Source organism: Paenibacillus anaericanus, from assembly GCF_003994475.1.
Classification (GTDB): domain Bacteria; phylum Bacillota; class Bacilli; order Paenibacillales; family Paenibacillaceae; genus Fontibacillus; species Fontibacillus anaericanus.
Genome location: NZ_RZNY01000066.1, coordinates 1 through 8,404 on the forward strand (window position 1 = coordinate 1; position 8,404 = coordinate 8,404).

Below are 8,404 nucleotides of genomic sequence, written 5' to 3' on the forward strand. Positions count from 1 at the left end.
GGGGTTTGTCCCACTAGACCAAACGTATCCGGGAAATAGCCGATCTTGGAAGGCTCGCCGTAACGCTTAGAATCCTGATGTCCGATCTGCATGTTACGTACGTTGGCTTCTCCACTCGTTAGGAATGCATCCTGCAGAATGTACCATGGGCCGATCAATAGATGTCCCTCAGTAATATATTTCCCCAAACGTTCCTTGTTCTCNAGACGGACATGATGCTTCTCATAAGGTAGATACCATTCCCGATCCCAGTGCGTGTGGGAAATGATATGTGCGGTTCTTTTACTAGTCATAATCTATCGTTATCCCCTTTCATTTAGCTCTTTCAATAAATATTTCACAACTTAAGACTAACTCATATTAGAGTCCATATACACATGTAAATTCGCCATTTGAAAGCCATTACAACTAAGCATGATATTCTTTCAATATAGACCATGAAGCTCCTCTAAAATAAGGAGGCAAATTAAACACACCCTGGTAAAAATTAAAGAAAATATACAAACAAGCGCCTTCTCCCTCAATATATCATTAAGTAGAGAAGGCGCTAACATCACAATGATTATTTTTGTGTTGCTTTCCACTCATCGAATTGTTTCTGAGCTTCAGCAAGGACTTTATCAATACCCGCATCCTTGAATTTTTGAATCGCCTTAGGTAGATACTCATCAGGATCAACAGAGCCTGTATACAGTGAAGGAATAAATTCCTTGGCTACGTTAGTTACCGAAGCTACTTCTGTTTTCACCTTGCTAGTATCAAAATTGAAGCCAAATGTAGGTGCGACAACTCCTGAGGCATTAAATTCCTCGAAAGAAGACCATTTGTCTTCAGGATCTCCATCATGCAGACTGGTTAAGAACATGTTGCCCAATGCGAAACCAGGCATTGCATATCTTTCCTGCATAGCAGGTAGATCTTCAATATAATCGCCTTCTAATTTCTTGTAATGCTCGCCTTCAATTCCGTATTGAATCAAGTTACGAAGATACTTATCTGTGTTCAGCAAGTTCAGGAACATCATTGAACGTTCAGGATTCTTAGAATAGGAAGAGATCGCTAGCATAGAGCCTGCGGCAGAACTTGTATAAATAACTGGATCCTGCATTGGTCTAGTTACAATATCATAACCCGCATTTCTAGACCAACCTAACTCCGCATAAGGTTGAGTGATTTCTCTGTCTACTAACCACTTACCTGTCTTGATGTTATCAATACCATCCAGTGTTGCTACATCTTCACGGACATAACCCGCTTTATAGTAATTACGCATAGTGGACAATGCTGATTTCAGTTCAGGGGACTCCAAAATATTTACGAATTTGTAGTCCTTAGTATCAAGGTACATACCTATTGGAAGTTCATCACCCAATAAGAAGTCAAACGGCATAAAAGGTTTGAAGCCTTTTGGAACAGCTAGAGGAGTAATATCCGCTGTTTCATTATCTTTAATCACTTTCAAGAGCGGTTCCAAATCCTCCAAGGTAGTTACGTTGGAAATATCCAAATTGTATTTATCTACATATTTTTTGTTGAAGCGCCATACGAATTGTTGTGCCAATTCCTTATTAGCTGGAACACCATAGTTAACACCATTGACTTTGGTACCTTCCAGGAAACGTGGATCCAATACTTCCTTAATTCCTTGGCCGTAATTATCCAGTAGATCATTTAAAGGCATGAATACACCTTTTGATGCATTTGGTAAATAATCGAATGCCCATGAACTAGTAAAGGCAATATCATAGTCCTCACCCGAACTGGTAATGACTTGCATGCGTTGGCTATAGTCGCCCCAGTCAATCATAGAAATACTTAGTGTAGTGTTAATCTTATCTTTCAAGTATTTATTAATTTCTTCCTGTACCTTTGGTAGATCCTTCTGGTTTGGTCCGATCAGGTACATTTTAAGGTTAACAGGATCTAGCTTAGAAATATCAACGGTGCCATCACTCTTAATCGCCTCAGACTCCTTAGCTGCTTCATTGTTCTCTTTGGCTCCACAACCTGCAAGGACAACAGATAATAATAGAATTAAGGTAAGCGACAACAAGGAAACTTTCTTGCTTTTGCTCTTGTTCATGTTCTTTCCCCCTGGAGTGTTTTTTTTAAAATAAATATATTGATTCCGCTTCCAAACAGATAGTTATGCAAACAATCTATGTAGCGCGGTTACAACCTAATTGAAAGAAACTGTTCCAAATCTGATTAGCCTTTAACCGAACCTACAGTTAGCCCTTGAACAAAATAACGCTGGAAGAATGGATACGCCATAACAATCGGTAAAGTTGCTAATACTACCATCGCCATTCGCACCGTCTCCGTAGGAAGATTCGCAATCGCATCATAGGAACCGATATTATGGGCATTTTTCGAAAGAAAGTCCATATTCTTCTCAATCTGCATTAGCATAAACTGCAGCGGAGGTATGCGCTCAGGATTGTTATAATACAACAGCGCATTAAACCAATCATTCCAATATCCCAAAGAAGCGAATAGTCCAATGGTTGCAATCCCTGGTAGGGACACAGGCAAGACTATACGGATAAAGGTAAGAATGTCTCCCGCCCCATCGATCTTGGCTGATTCAATAATTTCATCAGGTATCGTTGTTTGAAAGAACGTACGCATGACAATGATTGAGAACGCACTAAGCGACAATGGGAGTATCAACGACCATAACGTATTTTGTAAGTGCAGGAATTGTGTCATTACGATATAACCTGGTACCATTCCCCCGGAGAATAACATGGTGAAGAAAGCCAAAAAGCTAAAGAAACCACGGAATTCAAAACCCTTTCTTGAAACGGCGTAAGCATAAGTAGTTACTAGCACTAAGCATAGTACTGTACCCACCACCGTAATCACAACGGTAACTCCAAAGGAAGTTAATAGTGATTTCCCGGAATTTGCGATGTATTCATAAGCAGCAAAGCTGAACTTACTTGGGAATAAATTAAACCCTTCCAACACTAGTGTCTGCTCATCTGTTAACGAAATAATAATGACAAATAGGAATGGAAACACACAAGAGAAGGCGAACAACCCTATAAGAATATTAAATAATGTATTCCACAATGGAGATATGGCGTTGTAATCCGCCTTTTTCTTCTGTCTCGCTCCTACCTTTGTTCGAGCTTGAATCGTTGTATTTGCCATAGAAAACACCTCTATTCTTTAGAAGATTGCATGATCCTTTTCAATTTTTCTGACAATATAATTCGTAATCAGAATCAGTATTAGACCAACCATAGACTGATACAAGCCAGCTGCCGTACTCATTCCAATATCGCCCATATTAATCAATCCACGATATACAAAGGTATCAATAACATTGGTAACCGGATACAATGCACCCGAATCCTTCGGAAGTTGATAGAATAAGCCGAAGTCAGAGCGGAATATCCCCCCGATAGCTAGAATCGTCAAGATAATCATCAAGGGTTTCAGAAGCGGGATCGTAATATATCGAATCTGCTTCCATTTCGTTGCTCCATCAATCACAGCCGCTTCATAGTAAGACTTATCAATACCAGTAATCGAGGCCAAATAAATCACACTATTATAGCCGACGCCCTTCCATATCCCAACAAATATCAGAATGAATGGCCAGTATTTCTGCTCTGTATACCACATGATGGGTTCACCACCAAAATAGCTGATGATTTGATTCAATGTTCCTTTATCCGTACTTAGAAAAGTAAAAGCAAAGTAACTTATAATAACCCACGACAAAAAGTGCGGTAAAAACATCCCAGTCTGATATATCTTAGCCATCTTTTTGTTAACCAGTTCACTGAGAATAATCGCGAATGTAACGGAGATAACCAATCCTAGAATGATCAATGCCAAATTGTATAAGATGGTATTCCGTGTAATGATGTAAGCATCATTTGTCGTGAACAGATATTCAAAGTTTTTAAAGCCCATCCATTTACTGTTTAATACACTTGCAAAAAATCCATCCCGGTGAATACGGAAATCCTTAAAAGCCAGTACTGAACCAAACATAGGCAAATAGGCAAAAACCAGAAACCAAACCGTTCCAGGCAAAACCAAGAGCAACAGACCTTTATTTCGCAGTAGCTTCTTCCAAAAAACGTTCACGCCTCACTCCCCCTTGACTGAAAACTTCTAGTAAATTAGCGTTTAGCGTTTGTTATGTTCCCTTACAATCAACAAGAATTACGCTGGCAGTGAAATCCACCGCTTCTATGACGCTCGCCATTTAGTAACTTCATTGTCGCTTGTAAGCGCTATCCTCAACAAGTTGAAAAATGCTAGAAATGGATGAACAAATTAAAGAAATGAGTCTAATCACAAAAAAACAGCAATCAATCTCCCTTGAAACTGGAAAAAAGACTGCTGTAGAATCCTCTTTATTCTGTTGAGCTGTCCGTTAGATATTTCAATTCAAGTCTTATCTCGAATACATATTTCTTAACTCTGTAGGAGACACTCCAGCATATTTCTTGAATTGCCGAAAAAAATAAGAAGTATCAATATAACCTACAAGAGCAGCAATTTCGGCCGTCTTTTGCTCAGTATGCAATAGGAGCTGGGTAGCTTTCTCAATGCGATATTGATTCAAATAATCCGAAAAACTTGAGCCTACCTCTTGTTGAAATAACTGACCCAGATAGTTGGGATGTAGCTCAAGCCGCTGACTTAATGTCTTTAAGGACAATTCCTCTTTATGATGCCCCCTAATCTGTTCCATCACAAAGGATACATGTGGGCTATACTCCTGTTTGCGCTCTTGACGCCGTTCAATACTCCGAAGTACCACAGACAGGACATGCTGTCTTACACCAATCATAGTATTTATTCTAAGCAGTGGGCCTAACATCTCACTATAGTCGGGATGCTTCTCCAGCTCCTTCGCCATCATCATGAGTTCGATCGCCACATTTACGAAGGACTGTCGAAGAAATCGCTCAGAATGTAACGTACCACTAAGCAGAGAATCAATAAATCTTTGCACAGCTTCTATGTCGCCTTCGATCAAGATTCTGCTAAACGTCTCTTGATCACACACTGGGGCTGGGGACAACTCTATCTCTACTCCCCCCTCTCGGTCATACTCAACACTCTGTCCTCCAGAAATTAAACACTGTTGGAACTTGCTCTGGGCCAACTTGAAACTGGCCTGTATGCCAGCCAAGCCATGGCTTACATCCCCCTCCGAGCTCCATACTGGCAATCCAACCAATGAATAGATTTGTTCTGCCATAGCTTGAATACTCCGACTAATATGACTGAGATGCTCTTCTTCCATGAAAGTATATAAAATGACAATGTCCTCATTCGTATTCGGAAAACAGATGACTCCATAATTTGACCCCAGCAGTTCTTGTGCCGCCAGCTCACACTCACTAGCAAGACCATTCATACGGTACAATTGCGATATAGGCTTATCTTCTGAAATCACCCTAATTACTACAGTCTTATAATATTTATAATTCAATGGAATTCCCAAAAGCTGTGCCCGCTGCTTGAATTCTTGAATTTCAATCTCGCTATTAACCCAACGCTGGAGTACATTGCTACGTAAAACAGCCCACTCTTCTTCTTGTCTGAACCTATTCACTTGCTCCCGCTCCCAGTCCCCACAAATATGCTTAATGGTAGACTCCAGCTCTTCAATATTAATGGGTTTGAGTATGTAATTTTCAATTCCCAAAGTAATCCCAGTCTTCACATAGTGAAATTCTTCATATCCACTAAGCACAATAAACTTGGTACGCGGATGGATCCCTTTTACCCGTCTGATCAGTTCCAAGCCATTCATATTGGGCATCATAATGTCTGTAATCAGTAAATCAACAGAGCCCAGCTTTATTAATTGTTCCAATGCCAGCTCACCATCATTAGCAGAGCCAGCAACCTCTATGCCAAATTGCCCCCAGTCTGTAATTGAGTTTAACCCTTGAGCAATTAATGGTTCATCATCGACAAAAAATACTCTTTTCATATCAATATCCCTCTCTTAATGCTGGAATCTCAATTACGACTTTTGTACCTATTCCGTCTTCGCTCTGAATGGTTATACCGTACTGGTCTCCATAGGTCATTTGAATTCTTTCGTGTACATTTATCAAGCCAATCGATTGATTATTCTTGTCTGGAGCTTGTGATGACTTAGCCAACATAGTATTAATCTCATCCAATTTCGCCCGCGAAATGCCCCTCCCGTTATCCGTTACAATAATCGAAATGCCCCCTTCATTTCGTACTACATAAAGAGAAATGCAATTATTATCCTCCAATGACCGAAAACCATGGATCGTATAATTTTCAATAATGGGCTGCACTAACAGTTTCAAGATACTACATTCAACTACATCCTCATCCATATGAATATCAACCTGAAGCCTGCCTTCATAACGAATTTGGAACAATTCCAGGTACAGAGAACACATCTCAATCTCTTCCCCCAAAGTAACAATCGTTCGCTTCTTCACCATACTTTTAAACATAACTGACAAACTATAAATCATCTTCCCAACATCCTTAGCCCCCATGCTATAGGCCTTCATTCTGATACTTTCGAGCGTATTATATAAAAAATGAGGCTGAATTTGTGATTGCAAAGCTACTAGTTCAGCATGTTTTTGTTTAAGTTCTGAAGTATACATTTTATCGATATATAGCTCTATCCTGTCGCACATATCATTAAATCGTTGAGAGATTTGCTGGAGTTCATCTTCACCATGTAGCTTGATTCTAGTAGAAATATCACCATCACCAATGCGGTTCATAGAACGGATTATTCGCTGCACCTTTTTAGAATATCTGCGCATCATAGTTGTGGTAATCGCAAAGCTCACGATAATAAATAGTATTGTAGCTATAAATAGTTGGCTTCTCAACGTATCCATGCTAGCATTAATTTCCGACTTTGAGACGATACCTACGACGGATAACCCATCATTTCCTATATTCAGTATATTCACTTTCGATGGCTCATCCAGTTCAACCCAATCTCCTGTATTCTGTAACTCTGATTGATAGGGGTATACCTTTCCAAAATACTCATTATTGGAGTCAAAAATAACGGTACCCTGTGCAGTCATAACTAGAACTCTCCCATTCATTACAGGAGCTCGGCTTTGCAGCCAAGCAGATATATCCGCAGAATCAAATTCGATATTTAACATTCCTATTTTCTCCAATGTCTCTGGATCCTGTAGTTCACGAGAATATGAATATAGGTTTGAGGCCTTCCCTACAACTCCTGAATGTGAGTCCTTCTCTACACTATTCCACGGATGTAATTTTCTTTGTATAAACCAGTCCTCCCAATATGACCTGGAACCCTCTTCATATATCAACTGCTGATTGTCTCTACTGATTGAGGTATAAAACTGTTTTGGGTAGCTATATATAGAAATACTACTTACACCTGTCTCATTCCTCATATAGCTTTTATAGAATTCGCTAAATGAACTTGTTCGCTGAACGCCAGGCCTTGTGAATTGATCCAATCGATACTCCAAATAGTCGCCATAGGAATGATTCAGAAAATAGATCATATCTGCACTCACGGAAGCGTTACCATAGATTTGCTGAATCGTCCTCTGGATGTTCTCATTTTGTGTGCCCAAATAGAAACTCAGGACCTGTGCTGTCTTCTGGTTTGCATCACGCTCTTCGTGGATTACGCGTTGTAATTGATACTGGTATACCATCGTTGCAGCTACTACAAATAACACCATCATAACCCCAGAATAGAGCAAAATAATCTTGTTGAACATCTTTCGCTTCAGATGATTTCGGTAAAACCTGCGTATCCTAGACATCTATCCAACACCCCCCGAATAATTCTCAACGATTCGCGTTACAGTTTATTACCGAGTAATCCAAGGTACAGACTTATGAAAAGTAACACCTTGATCTGCAGGCTTAACAACTGAAACTGAACAATCAAAATAGTATACAAGAAAGAGGCTATTCTTGTCATCATTACATGACTTTGAATGCCTCTTTCTTCATATCTTAATTTTATATCATTTTAATAAAGACGAAGACCTGTCGTCACAATCTCACATGGGCCAACCACCATAGATAAACCACCTACGGCATTCTTCGTTAGAGGCGGCATCGCCTCTTCCAAGATCGTTGTTTTGTAGAAGTGCTCACAAGGAATATCTGTACTTAAGGTAAGCTCCGTTTGTTCTTTGCTCATGTTGTACCAACGTAACATGAGATCTCCACTCTCTTCATTCATCTTCATCGAAGAGAAGGCAAGCTCAGCACTTTCCCATTTAAATGGAGTATATGCTGGAGCAATCGGTCCCTCATGAACGTCGCTTTGGCTTACAGTCCATGGAACTTGGAATTGATATGCTTCAGCGTAAGCACCGGAAGTCATACCGTCTCCAGTGTGTGGAATAAGCTCCAT

General features: G+C 39.9%; 7 protein-coding genes. All 7 read right to left on the reverse strand.

Annotation, left to right across the window (positions count from 1 at the left end; all coding sequences use genetic code 11):
• The coding region (locus tag EJP82_RS27485; protein ID WP_484213867.1) for a polysaccharide deacetylase family protein at positions 1 to 293 on the reverse strand (293 nt) is incomplete at its 3' end.
• Positions 294 to 562: 269 nt separating this feature from the next.
• The gene (locus EJP82_RS27490; RefSeq protein WP_127195267.1) at positions 563 to 2,083 is read right to left on the reverse strand and encodes an ABC transporter substrate-binding protein; all 1,521 of its coding nucleotides are present in this window, start codon (positions 2,081 to 2,083) and stop codon (positions 563 to 565) included.
• Positions 2,084 to 2,208: 125 nt separating this feature from the next.
• Positions 2,209 to 3,159: a carbohydrate ABC transporter permease gene (locus tag EJP82_RS27495; protein ID WP_127195268.1), complete on the reverse strand. Its 951-nt coding sequence runs from the start codon at positions 3,157 to 3,159 to the stop codon at positions 2,209 to 2,211.
• Between the two features lie 18 nt (positions 3,160 to 3,177).
• The gene (locus EJP82_RS27500) at positions 3,178 to 4,107 is read right to left on the reverse strand and encodes an ABC transporter permease (protein WP_127195269.1); all 930 of its coding nucleotides are present in this window, start codon (positions 4,105 to 4,107) and stop codon (positions 3,178 to 3,180) included.
• A 313-nt stretch (positions 4,108 to 4,420) separates the two neighbouring features.
• Positions 4,421 to 5,974, reverse strand: a complete 1,554-nt coding sequence (locus EJP82_RS27505; RefSeq protein ID WP_127195270.1) for a response regulator transcription factor — start codon at positions 5,972 to 5,974, stop codon at positions 4,421 to 4,423.
• A 1-nt stretch (position 5,975) separates the two neighbouring features.
• On the reverse strand, positions 5,976 to 7,802 hold the full coding sequence (locus EJP82_RS27510; RefSeq protein WP_127195271.1) for a sensor histidine kinase: 1,827 nt from the start codon (positions 7,800 to 7,802) through the stop codon (positions 5,976 to 5,978).
• Between the two features lie 212 nt (positions 7,803 to 8,014).
• Positions 8,015 to 8,404 (reverse strand): glycosyl hydrolase-related protein (locus EJP82_RS27515; RefSeq protein WP_246054461.1); only part of this gene is annotated, 390 nt, incomplete at its 5' end.